This is a genomic window from Rufibacter tibetensis, assembly GCF_001310085.1.
GTDB classification, from domain to species: domain Bacteria; phylum Bacteroidota; class Bacteroidia; order Cytophagales; family Hymenobacteraceae; genus Nibribacter; species Nibribacter tibetensis.
In genome coordinates, this window is record NZ_CP012643.1 from 3,453,651 (window position 1) to 3,473,535 (window position 19,885).

Annotated in this window: 10 protein-coding genes; 1 reads left to right on the forward strand and 9 read right to left on the reverse strand. The window is 43.6% G+C overall.

What is annotated here, in order from left to right; translation table 11 throughout:
- Nucleotides 1-34: 34 nt before the first annotated feature.
- Nucleotides 35-1,705, forward strand: a complete 1,671-nt coding sequence (locus tag DC20_RS14130) for a glycosyltransferase family 39 protein (RefSeq protein ID WP_062544428.1) — start codon at nt 35-37, stop codon at nt 1,703-1,705.
- Between the two features lie 279 nt (nt 1,706-1,984).
- On the opposite strand, the gene DC20_RS23580 is transcribed toward DC20_RS14130, so the two are convergent.
- The 9 genes from DC20_RS23580 to DC20_RS14180 all read right to left on the reverse strand — a co-directional run bounded on the left by DC20_RS23580 (nt 1,985) and on the right by DC20_RS14180 (nt 19,848).
- On the reverse strand, nt 1,985-7,948 hold the full coding sequence (locus DC20_RS23580) for a carbohydrate-binding protein (protein ID WP_169788187.1): 5,964 nt from the start codon (nt 7,946-7,948) through the stop codon (nt 1,985-1,987).
- Between the two features lie 2,200 nt (nt 7,949-10,148).
- On the reverse strand, nt 10,149-11,129 hold the full coding sequence (locus tag DC20_RS14140) for a glycosyltransferase family 2 protein (RefSeq protein ID WP_062544430.1): 981 nt from the start codon (nt 11,127-11,129) through the stop codon (nt 10,149-10,151).
- Between the two features lie 696 nt (nt 11,130-11,825).
- Complete coding sequence (locus tag DC20_RS14150) at nt 11,826-12,758, reverse strand: glycosyltransferase family 2 protein (RefSeq protein WP_062544432.1); 933 nt, start codon at nt 12,756-12,758, stop codon at nt 11,826-11,828.
- Between the two features lie 24 nt (nt 12,759-12,782).
- On the reverse strand, nt 12,783-13,724 hold the full coding sequence (locus tag DC20_RS14155; protein WP_157593165.1) for a polysaccharide deacetylase family protein: 942 nt from the start codon (nt 13,722-13,724) through the stop codon (nt 12,783-12,785).
- Between the two features lie 56 nt (nt 13,725-13,780).
- Nucleotides 13,781-15,448: a glycosyltransferase gene (locus tag DC20_RS23425; protein ID WP_083470333.1), complete on the reverse strand. Its 1,668-nt coding sequence runs from the start codon at nt 15,446-15,448 to the stop codon at nt 13,781-13,783.
- Between the two features lie 27 nt (nt 15,449-15,475).
- Nucleotides 15,476-16,798: a glycosyltransferase family 2 protein gene (locus DC20_RS14165; protein WP_071885466.1), complete on the reverse strand. Its 1,323-nt coding sequence runs from the start codon at nt 16,796-16,798 to the stop codon at nt 15,476-15,478.
- A gap of 13 nt (nt 16,799-16,811) precedes the next feature.
- A complete protein-coding gene (locus DC20_RS14170; RefSeq protein ID WP_062544434.1) occupies nt 16,812-18,104 on the reverse strand; it encodes an ABC transporter ATP-binding protein in 1,293 nt (430 codons plus the stop codon).
- Nucleotide 18,105: 1 nt separating this feature from the next.
- Nucleotides 18,106-18,969: an ABC transporter permease gene (locus DC20_RS14175; protein ID WP_071885467.1), complete on the reverse strand. Its 864-nt coding sequence runs from the start codon at nt 18,967-18,969 to the stop codon at nt 18,106-18,108.
- A 315-nt stretch (nt 18,970-19,284) separates the two neighbouring features.
- Entirely contained in the window at nt 19,285-19,848 is a 564-nt protein-coding gene (locus DC20_RS14180; RefSeq protein ID WP_071885468.1) for a response regulator, read from the reverse strand.
- Between the last annotated feature and the right edge of the window lie 37 nt (nt 19,849-19,885).

Sequence of the window (19,885 nt, forward strand, 5' to 3'; positions counted from 1 at the left end):
AAGGTTTAGTGTTGGCCTAACAACAAAGTTTGCTATGTTTCTATTTTACAAAGTAGCTTCTCCCGTTCTTGCGCATGAAAGTGAAAACACCACATTCTCCAGGTCAGTTTCTACTCAACGACTTACCTATTACCTAACGGCCTTTATCATTGCTGCCGGGGTTCTTGTTCGGCTTTACCATTACATAGATAACCGGTCTTTATGGTTAGACGAATTGTATCTGGGGGTCAGCTTGATCAAAATGAACTTTTGGGAGCTTGCCACTCAACCTTTGGCTTATGAGCAAAAAGCACCTTTAGGGTATTTATGGGCGGTAAAGACTTTTGTGGTTCTTTTTGGAAAAGGGGAGATGGCGCTTCGCCTGTTTTCATTGATAACTGGCTTAGCTTCTCTGTTTTTCTTTGTTCCGGTAGCCCGATATTTCCTAAAGCTATGGGCAGCGCTTTTGGCACTGGCAATCCTGGCATTGGCTTCCCCGGTGGTGTACCACTCCGTAGAGGCGAAACAATATAGCGTAGAGCTGTTTGCTTCTATTTTGGCATTATACTTTTTTCTGCGGTATCACACCCGTACAGATACTATGTCCCTCCTAAAGTGGGGAGTGGCAGGAGCGGTGTTAGTCTGGTTTTCTTTTTCAGTGATTTTTGTGCTGGCAGGTATTGCCTTTGCCGTCTGCCTGAATGAGTTACTTAAAAAGAATTGGAATGACCTGTTTAGGTACGTTGCCGCCTTCAGTGTCTGGCTATGCAGCTTTGCCGCCATTTACCTCATTTTTATGAGTAAGTACAAGGATTCAGCCTGGCTTATTCATTTTTTTGAAAACTATTACAATGCCTTTCCTCCATTTCCTCCTTCTTCCGTCTCTGATTTGAAGTGGTTTCCAGAAAGAGCCATCTCTATACTGAAATATCCAATGGGGCAAAATGCGCTGCATCTGCATTTGCCCTATACCTACTTGATTGAACACCTACGGGTATTCCCATTTTTGCTGATGGTGGGAGGTTTGGTCTTGTTGTTAAAGAAAAACAACTTGAAATTCAGCATTCTGGTTTTCCCGGTAGGGTTAGCGTTTTTGGCTGCGGGATTGAAGCTGTTTCCATTTCATGAGCGCTTCATTCTGTTTCTGTTCCCAATGTTCACCTTGCTTACTTGCTACGGGGCGCAGGCGGTGGTTAGTTATTTCTCTGGTAAGGTAACGTTGAAGCTTTTCTTTGCTTTGCTTCTTTTAATACCTGCCCTTTGGAACAACACATGGGAAATCATAAAGCCCACTTACTTTCTCAGAAGTGAATCAAACCGGGAGGCGCTTCTCTTTATAAATAAGAATTACAAAGAGGGTGATGTGGTGTACGTGAATTGGAACATGTGGCAAGCATATGCCTATTACAAAGATGCCTATAATTTAAAATTTAATGCTATTAGGGGCAAAGACGTGAAAAAGATCTCTGCCAATAAAACAGAGTATATCAAGAACCTGGCTTCTGACTTTGAAAAGGTGAAGGGGCATAAACGGTTGTTGTACCTATATAACATATACATCAGAAGCGATATCGGGGAATTTGTAGGCCAACCAAAATGGTACTTTGATGAATCAACAGTTCCCGGGAAGGTTCTGGAGCCTTCCTTTGAACGCTTCGGAGTAAAAGTTGACAAGGGGTTCAATTCAATAGGGGCGGTGGTCTCCATCTTTGAATTAGCTCCTTGATGATAAACCAATGTAGGGGTTCGTTTTTAGGTTAATTTTCAGAAAACGGAGGTAAAGAAGCGTTAGTCTTTTTGCCTCCGTTTTGTATAAAATAGAATGAATCTCTGCAATACTCTCTTCGCCTGAAGCACAATTTCAGTGCAAGTTTATGCCTTATCTACATGCTTTTACATATAGATAAGGCATAAAAAAAAGGATAGAGCCTTTTTAAAAGACTCTATCCTTTGGATAAGTTAACTGCTTTGAATAGTTAACCAGGTGTGGACAACATTCTAAGGGTTATTTGACTTTAAAGAACTTCTTCACTTCTTTTTTATCTCCCTGGATTACCTCAATCACATAACCACCTACTGGCAGTGATTTCAGATTTAACTTCTGTTGGAAGGAAAGGGAAGTTTTCTCAAAGTTGAACGTATTGTAAAGTTTACCAGAGGTAAGGTGAGTAATTTTCACTTCCACCTTGTTATCTGTATCCTCGCTCTGAAGCTCAATGTTGATAGACTCTGAGGTTGGGTTAGGGTATAATTTGAATGACCCTAAGTCAGTGTTCAGCATGCGAGTCCCGGTAGACGAAATGGTAGTTGCAGTTTCCATTGTTTTAACGAAGATAGGTGTCTCAGTTACATTGATGGTCACTTTGCCGCCTGCCGTTGGAACCTTCTGCATGGTCATTGTAGCGCTTCCGGCTTTAGGAGTGTAGATGTACGCATAAGCAGCACCTCCTAAGTCTAACTGGTAGGTAGCTGTTCTGCCTACTTCATCAGGAATCCAGCAAGCATATACTTTCTCAGCACCATTTACGCCTTCAATAATGTAAGGATCTGTATTAAGGGTTCTGTTGTATGTGAATTTGCCTATAAGATCGCCTGTTTGCTTGAAGAAATCAGCCGCCGCACGTGGGGTTTGGTCGTTGTTTACAAAACCTGAACGTGTGTAAAGATCCCACTCAGTGTTTAGAGGTGTGTCATACAGCATGTAGTACATGGTTCTGTCTATTCCCAACTTCCAGTTGATCAAAGAAATTCTCAGGTTCCAGTCTGCCTGGGTTATATCCTGGCTTTTAGAGCCAATGGCAAGTGCTGCCTGAGAAGAAGTAGAACGGGTGTCGTATCCTGCTTCTGTTTGCCACAATTCTACACCTGGTAGTTTCTCCTTTACAAACTTCACAAAACGACCACTAATCTCTTCAATCTTGCCAATCTCTGGCGCTACGCCTCTTGAGCCGCTGTGTTGCTGACCGCCGTTGTTGAGGTAGTTGTGGAAGGCAATGACATCAGCAGGGAAGTCGATGATGGCAGCTCCGTTTTTATCAAGTAATATATTGCCATTGCGGTCTTTCTTGTACCCTCTGTGCTCTCTGCACCAGTCAAGCATACCTTGGTAGTAATAAGTGTTAGCCAAAGCAATGCCAGTCGTCACTACTTTCATGTTAGGATCTGCGTCTTTTACGCCTACTCCTGGTCCTAAAGCTCCTTTGTGACCATCATAGAAAGCACTCATGTTAGCGGCGTACTCACGGCCAGTTTGGTAGCCTTGTCTTCCTTTCCACCACTTGTCGCGCTCATTGTCATGCTGAACGTAGGTCAAGGTTCCTAAGCCAACTTTCACATCATTGATACAAGAGAAGTTTTCGCCTTCGCTGTTGGTGAACTTGGTTGTCTGCACTTTTACTTTAGAAAGCAGGTAAGCACTTCTATCAGATCCATCGGCATTTAAACCTGTTCCGTAACGGGCTGCCGTCTGGAATCCTAGCTGAGCGTTATCCTTGTAAGAAGCTGGGTCTTCATAGTTGCTGCCATAGTAAACCGGTACTTTTTCCATGTCGCGTTCTCCGGAAGGGTAGGAACGCAGCATCGGAATAGATTGACCGCGAACACAGGCTAACGCTGGAAGATTATTTTCTTTCAAAGTAGAGAACAACAAGTCATAATTCCACCAGCCGGCAGAGGTAGGGTTAAAGGTGTAAACCTCGCGGTTCGCCTCAAATGTGGTGGCATCCATGTAAAACCTGAAGCCTCCCTTGAACGTTTTCGCCACTTCCAATTTGGCTGGAACTACATAGTTCTGAGCGTCTCCGTTGGTGAAATCCCAAACGAAACTGTTGATGCCTAATTGGTTTTCAAATGGTTTCTTTTCTCTGGCTTCATAAACCTTGGCAGGTTTTGGAATGTAAGACCCTACAATAGAAACTTCTTTAGGAAGGTAAGTTGGACCTTTTCTGATAATCCAGCTTATTTCTATTCCTTCTGCTAACGGAACTTCAGGGAAGTTAGAGTACCCGTTGAATGGTCTTCCTCTGTGTTTGCCAAGCAGCACTCTGTCTTTAGGGAACTTGCCTTTTGGAACATAATACCATTCTGCGTCTACTCCATAATCACCGTAGCTGTGGTTGGCTATTCTTAGCTGCGAAAGCTTTACGTGGTAATCTCTTACGTCAAAATACGTCTCAGCAACATCCAGCAGCATTCCGTAGCCATACTCGGCATGGTTTGTAGTTCCATCCACCAGAGCATCTAAATACATGGTGTTGTTCAGGTTGTATACATCATACTTGTCTAATGGAACAACCCCGGTTACTCTATTAGCCTCGTTGCCATTTTTCAGTGCTGGGTCCTCATCAATGCTTCCAGCAGGGGCCGGTGCAGGTAAAGGAGCAACAGAAGAAGTGACAACCTGAGCTCTAACCACACTTACCGCCTCTTTGAAAGAAGTGCTGGCAGCTTGTGAGGCAGTAATGTTAGCAGTGCCTGCGCCTACCACTTTGGCTAACCACTTACCCGTGGCATTAGAAACGGAAACAATCGCAGCGTTAGAAGAAGTGAAGGTAATAGGAGTAGCCGTGTTTGTGCTGGTGGCAACCAGTTCAAAAGGAAGATCTCCCACTTTTCTGTCTGGCAAGGCATTGAACGTAATCACAGACTGAGGTAACTCAACTGGCGTTACAACGCTTGTGCTTGCTTCAACAGGGTGTTCAATATAAGAAGTAACCTTCATGCCATTTCCGGCTGCGTTGCCTTGGTGCATGCGGTACGTTAACTTCTGGCCTGTAGCCCAATTGTTCTGCAACGTAAGGGTCCAGGTGGTGCCGCTTCCTGCCATGCCAGTTACGGTGTTTCCAACTACCTCGTAGCCTGCAATGCCTGACTGAGTCACTGTTTTGTCATAGGTGATTGTTAAGGTGTTGCCGCTGGCTTTCACAGAAGTGATTTGGGGCGGAGTTGGATCGTTGAATGGAGAAGCTACGTTTTCGTTTGCTTCAAATACATTGATCAGTTTGGTGCCCAGGTTGTAAGAATAGCTATCAGCTCCTGTAACGGTGATGCCGTTGATGGCTGCGTCGCTGTTCACCAGCAAAGACATGTCTCTTAGTTTGTTGCGGTTAGAGATTTTAGACAAGTCCAGGGTGATGGTTAAGGTATTTCCTGAAAGTGTCTCAGATTTCACCACGTTAGACTTGGTCTCATAGTACTCGGCAAACTCCTGAGTTCCTGCCATCCAAACCCGGTCATTGTTAGACGGGTGGTTTTTGATGTAATTCACAAACTGCTGGAAATACTGCACCTCGGCTGCTCCGCCTGGACCATGAGAGAAGGCGTGAGCCATGATCTTGTTCCCATTGGCTGCGGCAGTAAACATATTATCCACCCATGTATCGGCGCTGCCCAATTCTGCATTCCACATACCGTCCATGGTAAAGCGGGAAACTAACAGGTAGTCAGTGTTCATGCTTCTGATGATGGCACGGTCATTCCAGTTTACATAAGCGTCATACCCGTCACGAGAGGCGGCAACCCCAAAGGTGCTACCTATGAACTTGTACCCTTCCTGTATCCAGGAGGAAACGAACCCTTCATCTGCAGTTGGAATGACGCCGGTTCTGGTTCTGTAGCCGGTGTGCTGGAAGATTTCCTTCTCCAGTTCCTTTATTTCTTGGTATCTGTTATAGCCTCCATGATTGCGGGTGTGGTTCATTACGTCAAACCCACTCTTGATCATTTCGGCATACTGAGGGTATTGAGTGTAAGCAGAGCCCGGCTCATCACCACGACCATTGATGGCGAAGCTTGCCTTGTAGCCCACTGGGTTACCGGCACCGTCGGTGTAAGTGATTCTAGGGTATGTTTTTCCGTCAACGGCAACACCGCCGTTCAGTACTTTATACACAAGGTTGTAGTCGCCAGGATGCGCATCGTCTTTCACGAACAGGAAGCCTAAAGACTTATTGTACTTCATGTCAGCAAAAGAAGCAGTTGCAGTGGAAGGGGTTGAGGCGAATGTTACCTGAATGGTAATGCTACCCGGAACAGTTGGTGGTGCTACAAAAGGTGAACTCACTGTGATGGTCTGGGTCACGTCAGCGGCGGCGGCGAAGCCGGGGCTGGCGAGCTGGGAGGCGGTGATGGTGGCCGATCCGGCGCCCACGACGGTGGCTTTCCAGCGGCCGGTGGCGTTGGACACCGACACCACCCCAGGGTTGGAGGAGGCGAAGGCGATGGGCGCGGTGGTGTTGGTGCTGGAGGCGATCAGGTCGAAGGCGGCGTCGCCCACGGTCTTGCCAGGCAGGGCCGGGAAGGTGATCACGGCTTGGGTCAGGGCGCTGGTGGCCGAGGCGCTTGCCTCGAACCAGTTGAGGTTCCAGCCGCCCTTCTTGGCGTAGAGGCGCAGGGTCTGCTCGCCGGCGGAAAGGCTAACAGGCACCCGCAGGGTGGTGTAGGCCTGCCAGCCGCCGGTGTGGGGCACGTTCACCGAGCCGAGCACGGCGCCGGCGGCGTTGCGCACCTCGATGATGCCGCTGGTGTTGGGGGAGGCGGCCCGGAGGGCGACGGTGTAGGCGCCCGCGGAGGCGACGTTCACCCTGTACTCCATCCAGTCGTTGTCGTCGATGTAGCCCACGTTCTGCCCGCCGCCCGTGTCGCCGGTGGTCTCCTTCTGCACGCCCTGCATGGCGTCGTAGGCCTCCGCCTGGATCTGGCCGGGAAGAGGCTTGGAGGTGGAGATGATTAAAGGAGCTGATGCTACTGTGATGGTCTGGGTCACGTCAGCGGCGGCGGCGAAGCCGGGGCTGGCGAGCTGGGAGGCGGTGATGGTGGCCGATCCGGCGCCCACGACGGTGGCTTTCCAGCGGCCGGTGGCGTTGGACACCGACACCACCCCAGGGTTGGAGGAGGCGAAGGCGATGGGCGCGGTGGTGTTGGTGCTGGAGGCGATCAGGTCGAAGGCGGCGTCGCCCACGGTCTTGCCAGGCAGGGCCGGGAAGGTGATCACGGCTTGGGTCAGGGCGCTGGTGGCCGAGGCGCTTGCCTCGAACCAGTTGAGGTTCCAGCCGCCCTTCTTGGCGTAGAGGCGCAGGGTCTGCTCGCCGGCGGAAAGGCTAACAGGCACCCGCAGGGTGGTGTAGGCCTGCCAGCCGCCGGTGTGGGGCACGTTCACCGAGCCGAGCACGGCGCCGGCGGCGTTGCGCACCTCGATGATGCCGCTGGTGTTGGGGGAGGCGGCCCGGAGGGCGACGGTGTAGGCGCCCGCGGAGGCGACGTTCACCCTGTACTCCATCCAATCGTTGTCGTCGATGTAGCCCACGTTCTGCCCGCCGCCCGTGTCGCCGGTGGTCTCCTTCTGCACGCCCTGCATGGCGTCGTAGGCCTCTGCCTGGATTTGGCCGGGAAGGGGCTTGGAAGAGGCGATGCTAGTAGTTGTGGTTGCCTCAAACCAGTTTATGTTCCAGCTGCCTTTCTTGGCGAAAAGGCGCAGGGTCTCCTCACCGGCTGAAAGGCTTACGGGCACTCGCAGGGTGGTATAGGTTTGCCAGCCGCCGGTGTTGGGCACGTTCACCGTACCGAGCACGGCGCCTGCGGAGTTGCGCACCTCGATGATGCCGGTATTGCTAGTGGAAGCCACTCGTAAGCCAATGGTGTGAGGACCTGTGGAAGCTACATTTACCTTGTAATCCATCCAATCATTGTCGTCAATGTAGCCAAGGTTCTGGCCTCCGCCTGTGTCGCTAGTTGTTTCCTTTTGTACGCCTTGCATGGCGTCATAGGCCTCCGCCTGGATCAACCCTGGAATGAGTTTAGAGGCAATAGTAGTTGTCGGAGTGGTGGTGGTAACTGGATACCCGTAAGCTTGAATTTTCTGAGGTATATTATTGCCGTATTTATAGACAATGATTGCGTCAGCAACAATGGGTTGGCTTGGTTTGATCGTAATCCATGAAAGATAGGCTTCACCAGTAAAGGTTCCTATCAAAGTCTTCTGGGTTCCATTCAAAGCATAAATTGAGGCTGGGTTTGTAGTAAAAGTGCCTTGATGGTCATATAGAGAAATCTTCGTAATAGTAGCCTTTGTTGCAAGAGGTAGTTTTACATCTACATAGGTCATGTTCTGTGATCCCCATACGCTTGCGACCAGGTTACTAAGATTGTCGTCAAGCCAAGGACTATAGTTCTGACCTGTATTTATGTTAGAAGATACAGAGGTAAAATTTATTCTTGTTTCGGTTTGTGAGTAGACTAGTTTGTTTATACAGAGAAGGAATAGTAGTAATAAATAGGTTTGCTTAAACATGATTAAGGGTTTAGTTCTAGGGTTTGGGATGAGGTAAACTACCATGTCCTGTAATTCTCAAGACTGATGGTAATAAGTGTTGCTGCTGAGGAAATCACATCAATAATAGGTGTGTTGTGTGGCAGCTGGTCTGGGATAAGTTCAAGTACTTGTTATGTCATAGGTTTATAATTTTTTCACGAAAATAAAACCATAACTAGATAAAGCAAGTAGTGTGTATCAAAAATAGAAAATATTTAATGTACAATGGATGATATGAAGGATTGTATTGTATTATTCGGTGTATTTTTCTTTAATGAGCTCGATATTATCAAGATGTTATGCTATGAATTTTGATAATCCTAAGGTTAGAGGAATGTAATATTGCAGGTTCTTTGAAAAGAATTTAAGGAGGTGAATTAAAGGTTTTAACATACTTTCTAATTTTATTTAGTTTAGAAAGTAGAAACTGTAATAATTTTAATAATATTAGAATTATATATATAGAATGAAAATTTATATATTATAGGGGTATAAAGAATTTTTATTATTATTTTGGTTAATTTAAATCTTGAAATAGAATATTCCGTGGTTACAAATTTTCAATCTGAAATTAAAGCTTTACCTGGGCGGTAGACTTGCCTTTAGCTGATAAGTACTAAACTGGTTCTTGAGTGATTTATGGGTTCAATATTTGATACTTTACTAACCTAGAAGCTTTTTCAATAACAGATATGTTTTTTAGATAAAAGTTACTGTCAAGGTTCTAACAAGATCAAGAAACTCTAAAGTGATTTATTTATAAATATGATTATTTAGGGTGGGGTATATTGATTTACCTGTTTTATATCAATAAAGTGACTTTTTACATAGCTGAAGTTGTTGTAAGTAGTTGTGTTTTAGGTTGTTGATATATATGCCTGGAAGAAGTACATAATCAGAAATTTGAACACTACCCTTTACTCTCTTCATTGTTGATTTTGCTTAGAGGGAGGCGGGTTATAGATCAGAGTGCAGCGAAAGGTTTTGGAGTAGCTTGCTCCTCTGCAGGAGGTAAGTGGGGATACTGTTCATCAGAGAAGTTGGCAGCATAGACGAACCCCTATCTTTCTCTGGTGATGTTTAAATGCTTACAGTTTCGTATAAGCTGGCGCCTTACTCAAGCATAATTCTTTTAGGTATAGTTAGACGGGAGTGCCCGGATTATGGTGGGTGTCTAATGATAGCTTTGGCTTATAAAATAGAGAGCACACTGCGCAAAAAAGCCTTCTGGCTCATGTTTGGTGTGCTCAGCTCTTTCTTTGGGGAGCATGTAACCGTACCTGACGAAACATATGGTAACTCAATTCAAAGGATTGTTCCAGGAACTGGTCTGTTTGTCTGGTGCTTTTCTATAAAGTAGAGAGGGAGGTGAAAAGCATTACCCTTCTTTCTTGAGCTATGAAGTTTAGATAAAGTATGCTTGACGTGTTAGCAGCCCTGATTGCTCTTTTGGTTACTCTAGGCAATATTATTTTGATCGGAGCCTTTCGATTTCCTTTTGTGAACTAAAAACACTTCCTATAAGTCAAAAGGGAGAAAAAGCTTGATGTTTTCTGAGGCAGGTACCGGGTAGGGATATAGGAGTGAAAAGGAGGCTTAACTTTAACATGGCTAACCAGAAATAACCATGCACTAAGTAAGTCTAACTTTGTTCTCTACAGTGAAAATCGCTAAGTTCTTTTAAAGCTCTTTTTCTTAAAACTAGTTTAGAAGGAAGTTTAGTCTTTATTGATTGGTAAGTGGCAGTAGTATTGTAGTTGAGGAGTTGATCTGTTTACTATTAAAGTCCCGGTACTAGGTTACTGATGCTTTAGTTTAAAGCAATTAATCAAAAAAATAAAAAATTCTCCTGCTCTTCTTTTTACGTTATGTTCAGCAACATCTTGATGTACACCTTTGCGGTGGTAAAAAGGAGCATAGGGTCTAAATGCATTCTGAGAGCTAGTCTAATCTGGGTTTTGACGCCTTGCTTGTGGTGGATACTATGCCACACTTGATTAGCAACGCTTACTCCGTAATGAGCATAAAACTTCTTTGACTTTTTTAATACCAACTCTTTTTGATGGCTGGGTAAATGATCTTGGATCATCTCCATCACCTTGATGATATCTTTTTGGTTTTGACCAGTAAGGAATTTAGTGCCCGAAATCGAATTGGAATGCAAACGGTAGTCAGCTAACATCTTGGGAGTGTAAGCCACAGGATAGTGCTTTGCGATTCTTACCCACATTTCCCAGTCTTCCCCATAAGTGATGCCGTAAAAACCTCCTAAATTCTCATAAACTTCTCTCCGTACCACGGTAGCTGCATATTGAGAAGGGTTTTTCACTGCAACCTGAACTAGCCAATCCTCTAAAATGCCTTCTCTTTCCATTTCCAGATGTTGGTCATATAACCGTTTGCCGGTTTCATCTATATAATGAAAGCGACAAATAGAGGCGCCTGCCTCTGGATATTGTTGAAAAAGGTTACCCATTGTTTGGTAAAAACCGGGTTTCACCCGATCATCTCCATGCAGTAAATGTACTAGCCTGCCTTGGGAACGATTGAGACAGGTCTCGAAGTTTTTAAGACTTCCAATGTTCTCTTTTTGTCGGAAGTATTTGATTCTGCCTTTTCCAATCCTGGTAACTATTTCTTCTACATCAGCATCTTTGCTTGCGTCATCAATCACCTCAATCTGCATCTCACTTTCCCCTAAATCCTGCATTAGCACACTTTCTAATGTTTCAGTAAGATAATGTGCACAATTATATACTGGAATCATGACCGACCATAAAGGTCGATCATGTTGATGAATCAAAGAATTGATTATTGGAGGTTTTTCTAAAATTTGACTCATACTAAGATGGTAATCAGGTAAGGGGTAATTTATTAAAGCGTAATAATTTAAGAAAAATTTTATTAATTATAATATAAATGCAATTAAATTAATTAAAAGTTTGATACAGGTGTACTTGCTAGAGTTTGACAATGGCTTATCCGCAGTGATAAATTCCATCTGGGCAATGAAGCTTTCCTTTAAAGTAAGGAATACTGAATTTTCCCTATGATAGGCAACCTCTTCTAAAGACATCGAAGTTGGGTCATAAATCGAGCTGATTAAATTTAGATTGTAGTAGAGGAGCCTGCTTTCAATTTAATAAGGCCATACCTCTTCAACAGTTTCTGAATTTAGATAGGTCTTTATGAAAGAATATTGTTTCTCGAAAGGATTGGTCAGGTCGATATCATCATCAAAATCTACTTTGACGATGGTGTTGGTCTGAGCAATTTGAATGCCTTTTTCATGAGTATAGTAAATCTCTGATTCATGATTGTTTTGGAGAAAATGCACTTTAATATTCTTGTATAATTGTATGATCGCCTGACTCTGATTTTTAAAGCCATCAATCAAAATAGAGAACTAAAAATTATGAACGGTTTGGTGCAGGAAGCTTTCAATAGCTTCTGCCAGGTGCTTTTCAGAATTATAAACAGCATCAAAATCGTTATTGCAGCCATGGCTTTTGCCTCTAATTATCTTTGTTCTCTTTCTTTAAACTTTGGATGGAGAGGTGGCTAATAACCTTTTAGAATACTGAACAACAGCTTGTGGTAAGATGTGGGTGATTCGGTAAACTAAAGGGTGGTGATAGGGGAGCAACGCTCTCTTTAATAACTTAAGTACCTCTTTATTTTGTAATCCCTGCTTCTTCATGTATGCTTGCAGCCACTCTAAAAAATATTTCCTAACTACATGATAATGACCTTTCTCTTTAACCCAATAAACAGTAGAATCAGGGCGCTGGCGGTAGAGGTTATTACAGGCAGAGGATATATATACTGTGCAGTTTAGGTAAATCTTGCAAAGGAATGCCTGATCCTCATAAAGTTGGTATTGCTTAATGAAAGATTCCTCAAAGCCCCCAACTTTTAATATGGCTGATTTTTTTACTAACAAAGCACTAGGGCAGGGGGCGTCACCTTTTTCTAAAGGATATAGGTTGAGCATCAATTGACCGGGACCATATACTTTATCAGGTTGAACTCCTACCGGAATCAGAATGTCCTCCTTGGATGGATCGCACCAACTGAACCAGTAAAGGGAAGCTTCGGCCACCATCTCAATGGAAGGATCAGATTTAAATACAGCCGTTTGTATAGAGAGTTTCTGAGGCAACCATGTGTCATCTGCATCTAAAAGTGCTATAAGAGCACCCTTTGACTTTTCAACTCCTAGATTTCTGCTTACAGTAGCTCCTTTATTTATATGCCCTTCATGTTCTATGTAAAAAATCTTATCCGGGTACTTTGCCGCATAATCTTTAGCTATCAATGTGCTTCCATTTGTGGAGCCATCATCCACCAAAAGCAATTCCCAATCTGTAAAGTCTTGCTGAAGGACACTCTCAATAGCCTCGCTCAGGTACTTCTCCTCATTCATAAATGGGATAATAACAGACACAAGAGGAAAAGAAGCAATACTCATAAGCTTGGATTTAATTACTTAAAATCACCATTGGTTAAATATGGAACTGGACTCATGAAAAGGTAAATTCTTAACCTGGTACCTGCCCAATCGGTATTGGTGCGCTTGTTTGTTTATAGGTCGCTCTTCAGTAGTAAAGGCGGCTTTGAAATTTAAACTGGCTACTGAGTTCAAGGTGTCTTCATTGTAATTTCCGTAAGGATAAGCTATCAAATTAGCTTCCTGGCCAGTTATCTCTTGCAGGCACTTCCTATTCTCAAATATTTCCTGTTTTTGAAAGGCAACATCATGGAAGGCCAAAGCCGGGTGAGTGACGGTGTGTGTGCCAATCTCTAGTAGATTGCTTCCCAAGTTCTTCAGCTGATCAACTGACATGCTTTTAAGTTCAGGATGTGTCACAACATGACCTGCCCACTCTCTGATTAATTTCATTCTTGCCTGCTGCTCTTGATAGGGAAGAGGCTTAAGCTGTTGCCAAAGAGAATAATATAAGTGAGCCCGCAAAGTAGGCGGTTCTACCTCACATGCTTTCCAGGTGGTATGTTTTAGCCGTAATTCAGGACTTAGAAAGCTTTCTTCCTTTAGGTCGGTTTTGCCGCCGTTTTCGTAAAAAGGCAGGGAAAACACTTGAGGCAACATTTCTGCAAATAGAATCAACTGTTCAAGTTCATCCCACCAAAAGGGTGTTTCTTGTCCAATATTCCCGGAGGCAATAAAGAAGGTAGCAGGTAAGCCGTACTTCTCCAAAAGTGGTTTAGCTGTCACATAATTGTCAACATACCCGTCATCAAAAGTAATAGAGACAGTTTTCCTTTTAATCTTTTTGCGGGCTACTACTTCTGCCAACTCACTTAATGGAATAACATTGAAGTGTCTCTTCAGAAAAGTAAGCTGTTGCTCAAAGTTGCTGGGGCTTACTGCAATATCCCAAATATCAGATTCCGGAGTAGCGATACGATGGTACATGAGCACTACCGCCCTGTTTACTAAAAACTTTTGATATAGGTAGTGTAACCTTGCTTTCAAGAATGAGAGGCTTTAATGGCTTTCACTGTATTGATAACTTGATATTGGGGGTCATACAGATCAAAATCAGCTTGGGAAAGCTCTGGTTTGCCCATGCCATACAGAAAAGCAGATGCTACAAACACATTACCGTGGGAGCCTACTTCCACCTGCCCAGATGGGAAGGTGTCGGCCATGATTCTCTTCAGAACCTTGTCCGTGAAAGCCCAGTACCAAGTTTCGCCCCATTCATCTTTGTCAATAGAAGTGATGTAAGGGACTGTGAGTAATAAAGCTCCGCCTGGCTTCAAAATGCGGTGGCAGGTTTCTAAGGCACCTTTGAAATCATAGATAAGGTGCAAGGTTTGAGTTAAGACAATACAATCAAAACTATTGTCTTGTATCTGGGGAGCAGCGCTGATGTCTCCAATAATGGTGGCAATAGGGTTTTTGTCATTCACATGGAGTATGTCACTTTTAGTGACATTTTTGCCTCCATACTGCATGGTGTATTCATTGTCTCCAATCTCTAAAACCCTTCCTTTAATAGCAGCTGCCTCTTTTTGTAAGAAGTTTTCAATGTAGTATCTATCTACTGGACCTCCCCGGTCATACCCAAATTCTCTACTGAAAGGAGAAGTACGACCAAAATCCCCTAAAGCAACATGGCCTACTGCCGGTAAGTGGTTTTGGTATAGGCCAACTTTATGTAACCATCTAAGCCCAAAAGAAGGTGTTGTCTTTTTTATAAGTGTTTTGATCATAGCCGCTTTTTTAAGGTAATGCTTAAACAATAAAGTTGGTTGGTGCCGAAGGAATGTCAATTGGTCTTGTAGAAGAGGTGCAGTGCCTTCTGAAATTCTTTTATCCCATAGTTGGTGACAGTAGTACTCTTTCCATATCTGTTTTCCCCTGGTGAAAGCAGCACGTTCTGGGGCAGAGGTTAGCACATTTTGTTGCCGGTCCAGCACCATCAATACAGAGGACAACATTTTAGGAATGTTCCCGGACATATTGGACGAATGAAGCCTATAGGCCGCTATTTTCTGGGTATGATGGGCAATAGGATACTTGCGTGCTATATTCAGATACAAATCATAGTCTTCACAAGTCCGAAGGGAAGTATTGTAAAGAAATTCATCAAAAACCCACCGGTTGTACATGACAGTGGCATGCATGCCAATGTAGTTTCCCTGCAGTAGCTGCTGATAATGATTAGAAGGCACTTCCCAAATTTCTTCTTTAGAAAACCCTTCTCGTTCAAATACCTTATCGTGCGCTCCAGACACAAACGCCAATTCTGAGTTTTGTTTTAAGTATGCTGCGTTAATGGAAATGGCTCCTGGGAGCAGCCAGTCATCGGCATCTAAAAAAACGAGAAACTGCCCTTTTGCATGTTTGATTCCGGTATTTCTGGCGGCGGAAAGTCCTTGATTTTCCTGGTGGATGTAAATTATCCCCTCTATTGCTTGGGCTATTTGACGTGTATTGTCTTTAGAACCATCATCTACCACAATAATTTCAATAGCCGGATAATCTTGTCTCCAAATGCTCTCAAAAGCTTCAAGAAGGTAATTACCATGGTTATAGCAGGGAATCACAACAGAAACCAAGGGCATAGCTGCCTGAGGCTGCTCAGAAGAACTGCTTTTTGACTCTGGTTTTGGTTGCAATGTTATTGCCATAAGGAAGATGATGCAGGTTATCCTTTTCTAATTTGTAACCACTTCAGCTGTGGTAAGCTTTCTTTTTGCGGAAGCAGTCTGATTACGGGGTATAGAAGAATGCTTTCCATTTCTGAGGTAAAAGGCTAATCCAGATATTATTCCCTTCATCTCTGCCCATATGGTCCTGCTGCGTCCCCGGAATCTTGGAAACCCTCTTGCCACAAGCAAAAAATAAAATTTAGGGTAAACCTGTAGTAGGAGCCTTTTGTAGTCTGCCTGAGGATTTAGTTTTTGTTGCAAAAGAGCGGCGGCGATAAACCCCCGCATGTAAAAGAAAATCTGCTTCTTTAAACCACTGAGTTCCTTTCTATGCTCATGGTACACGACCGCTCTTGGGTTGTAGTAGATGGTTAAGCCATCAGCAAGAATCCGGTACCACATTTCTGAATCTCCGTTACAGCCCGCAGCCCCTACATCCAATAGTTCATCAAAGTACCCCACTTTCTCAAACACAGACTTTCTGAAAGCCATGTTTGCACCAGCTCCTATTTCCCAAACCGGAGGGCCGTGATGAAGATTTGAACTAAAGAAGTTTGAATCATAAACTTTGTCTTCATAGCCTCTGTTGAAGCTCCAATGTTGCTCAAAAATCTGTTGAGCCTCGGTGTTAAGCTCTGAAGCTATAACCAAGCCAGTCATGGCAGCAATATTGGGGTTCTGAAACGTTTTCCAAACCTGATGTACCCATAAAGGGTGCACTTCTACATCATCATCCACAAAAGCCACTATGGGTGAAGTGGCTTTCATGATACCGGTGTTGCGGGCTATATCTAATCCGGGGCGGGGTTCTTTTACATAAAGTACTTCTTTAAAAAGCTCCACGACTCTGTGGCTGCTGTCATCAGAAGGTGCATTGTCTATTACAATTATCTCAACCGGGACACATTTAAGTTCCTGGAGCATTACAAGACAACGCTGTAAGTGGGAAGCCCTGTTGCGTGTGCAGATGACTACAGAGATATCTACTCTATTGGGGATGGTTTGAGAGTGATGGGCCTGCAGAATTGCTTGCATCCATACTGCCCAATCTTCTGGCTTTTGGTTCACTATCCATTGCTGCCAATCAACCATATAGTTTGAAGAATTAGCATACTGATTTACAGCAGGCTCAATGGCCTTAGCTAATTTTTGCAGATATTCTGTGAGGGGTAGTTCTTGATCAGGTTCTAAAAACACATGCCCTAACGCTATCTGATCCCACCAAAACACAAGATAGTTACCCTGTTGCTCTGTCTTAAGCTTAGGAAGGGTAAGCAGTTGCTTGTCCAGATAGACGTGCGAAATATGGTATGGGGCATGTACTTCCATGGCAGAACAATTGCTATTCCTGAATGACCAGTTCTTTTTGAGAAATATGGAAGGGGAATTTAGGACGTACGGCTCCCATCCATTTGCCAAACCATTTGATGTCGCCTCTGTAATCTTCTATCTCAAAGGAGAGGCATTCTTCGTAATAAAAAAGGTTTACAGAGGTGTCTTTTACTACAATGAGAGAGATGTAATAAGAACCGTCATTCAGGAAGTTGCCGGGTATAGTACATTCGCCTTCCACAATGCCTTTTTTGCACATGAAAGAAGGAGACGGGACATCAAAAATGCATTCGCCTCCATATGAAAAAAGGTGTAGGCCCACGCTCAGGTCTTGATCGTCTAACAGGTTCCAGAACTGAAACTTGACAGTAAGGGGAATTCTGATATCTAAAGGAGCATCTTCATCAGTAAACTGAGGTATCAACCTAATGCTTTTGAACCGGACAAATTCATTGCCTGGAGCTTCCACCAAGTTGTTCCAGGTGTGGTGGAGTTGGAATTTTCTTATGCCTTTAATGTAGTTGTTGATTACAGTTGTGGCTGCTCCGGTCTCCATGAGTTTGCCCTTCTGTAACCAAAGCGCATGGTCACAAAGATTACTCACTGCCTGCATGCTGTGGCTTACAAACAGAATTGTACGGCCTTCGCTTCTTGAGACATCTTTTACTTTCCCCAAGCATTTCTTCTGAAATTCAGCATCGCCTACCGCAAGGACTTCATCTAAAATAAGGATATCTGGTTCCAGGTGGGCAGCTACTGCAAAAGCCAACCGAACGTACATGCCCGAGGAATACCTTTTTATTGGAGTATCCAAGAACTTTTCAATACCAGAAAAATCAACTATCTCGTCAAACCTGGCTTTAATCTCTCCCTTGCTCATACCCAGGATATAACCGCTCAGGAAGATGTTCTCCCGTCCGGTAAGTTCCTGGTTAAATCCAGTTCCAACTTCCAAAAGGCTGCTTACTTTGCCTTTACCCCGCACCACGCCTTTAGTGGGTTTCACTATACGCGAAATGATCTTCAGTAAAGTTGATTTTCCAGCTCCGTTATTTCCAATAATGCCCCATACTTCCCCTTGTTTAACGTCAAATGAAATATCCTGTAAAGCCCAATACGCTTTTGGGCGGTCATTGCCGGAGACAGTTTCTCCGGAAGGATGCGGAATATGAAAAGGATCTTCTTTTTTGAGCACGGAGGTGGTCCACCAACGGCTAAAGTCCTGCCTCAGCGTTCCAGTGCCAATGGTACCTAACTGGTATACCTTAGACAGATTTTCAACTTGAATGGCTACTTCTCCCATGTTAAACTACGTCTATTAGTTTGTCTCCTTGTTTGTTGAAGACAGAAATAGAGATGATTAAAAGTAATAAAGTTACCGCTATGCTATACCCAATGCTCCAACTGGAAGTCAATCCTTCTCCCAAGAGAGCTAACCGAAATAATTCGAAGTAGGAGGTGAGCGGATTGAATTGGACTATCCATCTGACCTTCTCTGGGACAAAGTTGACGGGGTATAGCACAGGGGTTAAAAACATAAGCAAACGTACTCCAAAGGAGACCAGGTTAACTATGTCTCTGTACTTTGCTGTAATGACAGAAAAGATCAACCCTAGTGCCAACCCTGTGAGCCCTACTAATATTATTATAAATGGTAAACTGATGGTCAGGTACGTAGTGGGAAGTTCATAACCCATGAAAACTACGTAGAAACCAAGCATGGCCAAAAGCATAGCAAACTGAATGCCAAAACGGAAAATTTGAGTTCCTAATTGAGAAAAGGGTATGACAAGCCGGGGGAAATACACTTTGTTGAAAATCTGGGCATTTTCCCTGAAAATAAATGAAGTGCCTATTAGAGTATCATGGAAGAAGTTCCAGATGACTATACCTGACAAGTAGAAAAGTACAGGCGGTAATTTACCTGTAGAAACCCCAATAAGTTTATTGAATACAAGTATGTAAGTAGCAAGGGTTAGTAATGGCTGTAATAAAAGCCATAAAGGACCCAGAACAGTTTGCTGGTAATTTAATAGAAAATCTTTGCGGACTAGACTGGAAGATAAATGCCGATAGTGCCAAAGTTCTTTGACATTCAACCCCCAATAATGTGTTTTAGAATTGATTTCCCAATCCCAGTTGCCTTTGTTAACCGTATTATTAGGCATAAGTATTCGGTAAAAGTATAATATGCATCAGTTAAGCTAACTTATATGCATCATTATATGAAAATTTTTGTTTAAAAATAGATTATTTAATTATAAAGACCAAGCTTTAATGTCTGTTTCTTATGAAAGATTGGATAACAACTGCAATACTTCCCTTATTGTTAAAGTATGCATTACCCTAAAAAAGGGTATACCTCGCCCTAGTGACTCTTTAATAAAAAGAAGAGATTAAGGTAAATTGAATCACCTTAACAAGATGTTTAAATAAACTTGAGTAGCAGATTCTCTCAAATCAGAAAGTAGGGTGGAGGTATATTATCTATTCTGCTTTTGAGTGTCTTCTTGAGGGGCGTCTTCAGTTTCAAAATTCTGATTTGCCTCTTTTGTAAGTTCTGCCACTTTTCTCTCCAGACTTTCCTTCGCCGCTTTCAACTCTTCCACCAGTTGCCTGTTTGCTTTGCGGGTGTTAAGTTCTATAATGGCATTCTCCATAATGCGTCTAAGGTTTTCCCTGTCCCAAGGTTTCATGATGTACCTGTACACTTTCCCGCTATTAATGGCCTCAAGCATTGACTCTGGGTCACTATAGCCAGTGAGGATCATCCTTATTATTTCAGGGTCATCTGGCAAACTTTTTAGAAAATGTACTCCAGACATTTTAGGCATGCGTTGATCTATGATGACGATGGAGATGGGTTCTGAAGCAAGAATCTTCAGTCCCTCGTCACCAGACATTGCCGTGAAAACTTTGAAGAACTTTCTGAAAGTTGATTTAAAAACTACAAGATTATCTTCCTCGTCATCTATGTATAAGATACTAGGCTTCTCAGTTCCTTCGGCCGGTGAAGTGTTATGCGGTGTAGGTGTGGTGTTATCCATGCCTTTTAAAGCGTTGAGTAGTTTGGTTAGTTCTGAC

Bases quoted from the DNA above. Each gene is read 5' to 3' on its own strand.
- DC20_RS14130 (WP_062544428.1), top strand. From the start codon at position 35: ATGTTTCTATTTTACAAAGTAGCTTCTCCCGTTCTTGCGCATGAAAGT.
- DC20_RS14140 (WP_062544430.1), bottom strand. From the start codon at position 11,129: ATGAGTCAAATTTTAGAAAAACCTCCAATAATCAATTCTTTGATTCAT.
- DC20_RS14150 (WP_062544432.1), bottom strand. From the start codon at position 12,758: ATGAGTATTGCTTCTTTTCCTCTTGTGTCTGTTATTATCCCATTTATG.
- DC20_RS14155 (WP_157593165.1), bottom strand. From the start codon at position 13,724: ATGTACCATCGTATCGCTACTCCGGAATCTGATATTTGGGATATTGCA.
- DC20_RS23425 (WP_083470333.1), bottom strand. From the start codon at position 15,448: ATGGCAATAACATTGCAACCAAAACCAGAGTCAAAAAGCAGTTCTTCT.
- DC20_RS14165 (WP_071885466.1), bottom strand. From the start codon at position 16,798: ATGGAAGTACATGCCCCATACCATATTTCGCACGTCTATCTGGACAAG.
- DC20_RS14170 (WP_062544434.1), bottom strand. From the start codon at position 18,104: ATGGGAGAAGTAGCCATTCAAGTTGAAAATCTGTCTAAGGTATACCAG.
- DC20_RS14175 (WP_071885467.1), bottom strand. From the start codon at position 18,969: ATGCCTAATAATACGGTTAACAAAGGCAACTGGGATTGGGAAATCAAT.
- DC20_RS14180 (WP_071885468.1), bottom strand. From the start codon at position 19,848: ATGGATAACACCACACCTACACCGCATAACACTTCACCGGCCGAAGGA.